A 993-nucleotide genomic window follows, 5' to 3' on the forward strand; every position below is an offset into this window, starting at 1 on the left:
CGTGGAAAAGTCACTGTTATTGGCGGTGGAATGGTTGGAACAAACGCTGCGAAAATTGCAGTCGGCCTTGGGGCAGATGTTACCATTATCGACCTGAATCCAACACGTTTGCGTCAACTTGAAGATATCTTCGGTACGAGTGTACAAACATTAATGTCAAATCCATATAATATAGCAGAAGCAGTTAAAGAATCTGATTTGGTAATTGGCTCTGTATTAATTCCTGGTGCAAAAGCGCCTAAGCTTGTAACAGAAGAAATGGTTAAATCCATGCAGCCTGGTTCTGTTGTTGTTGACGTAGCTATTGACCAAGGTGGTAACTTTGAAACAGTTGACCATATTACAACACATGACGATCCAATCTATGAAAAACATGGTGTGCTTCATTATGCAGTTGCAAACATGCCTGGTGCTGTACCACGTACATCAACGATTGCATTAACGAATGTAACCATTCCTTATGCAGCACAAATCGCTACAAAAGGTGCCATTAAAGCAATTAACGAAAACCCGGCAATTAAATCCGGCGTGAACGTACTAAATGGCAAAGTTACATTTGAAGCAGTAGCACATGATCTTGGCTACGACTATGCAACAGTCGAAGAGGCTATTGAACTAGCATTTGCTTAAGATTGCAGACACAATATTTTTAAAAAGTCGCTGATTTATTCTATAAATCTAGCGGCTTTTTTTTTCGTTTTACAATTTTTGATATAAATTTACATGATTTTTTGTTATACTTAAGGGCGGTACTAAAATTTATAGGACTAAAGTATAAAAAATCTAAGGGATCTGCCATTATTTTTGGTGATAGCCAGGATTTTCAAATAGGTATTAAGTAATAAATTGGAACTGGGGTATGTAGGTATGACAGAACAAAGAAGGTCAGACAGACGCAGGAAAAAACCAAGAAAACGTCTTTGGCTAAGGATTAGTTTATTTGTAATTTTAATCCTTGTGTTAGGCGTCGGTGCTTTTGCGTTTTCAGTATAT

Annotated in this window: 1 protein-coding gene; it reads left to right on the plus strand. The window is 37.6% G+C overall.

Annotation, left to right across the window (positions count from 1 at the left end):
* Window positions 1–630, plus strand: a 630-nt coding sequence (locus AC3G7N_RS20615) for an alanine dehydrogenase (protein ID WP_489424037.1), incomplete at its 5' end; no start/stop codon positions are given.
* Between the last annotated feature and the right edge of the window lie 363 nt (window positions 631–993).

The organism is Virgibacillus carmonensis (assembly GCF_057836705.1).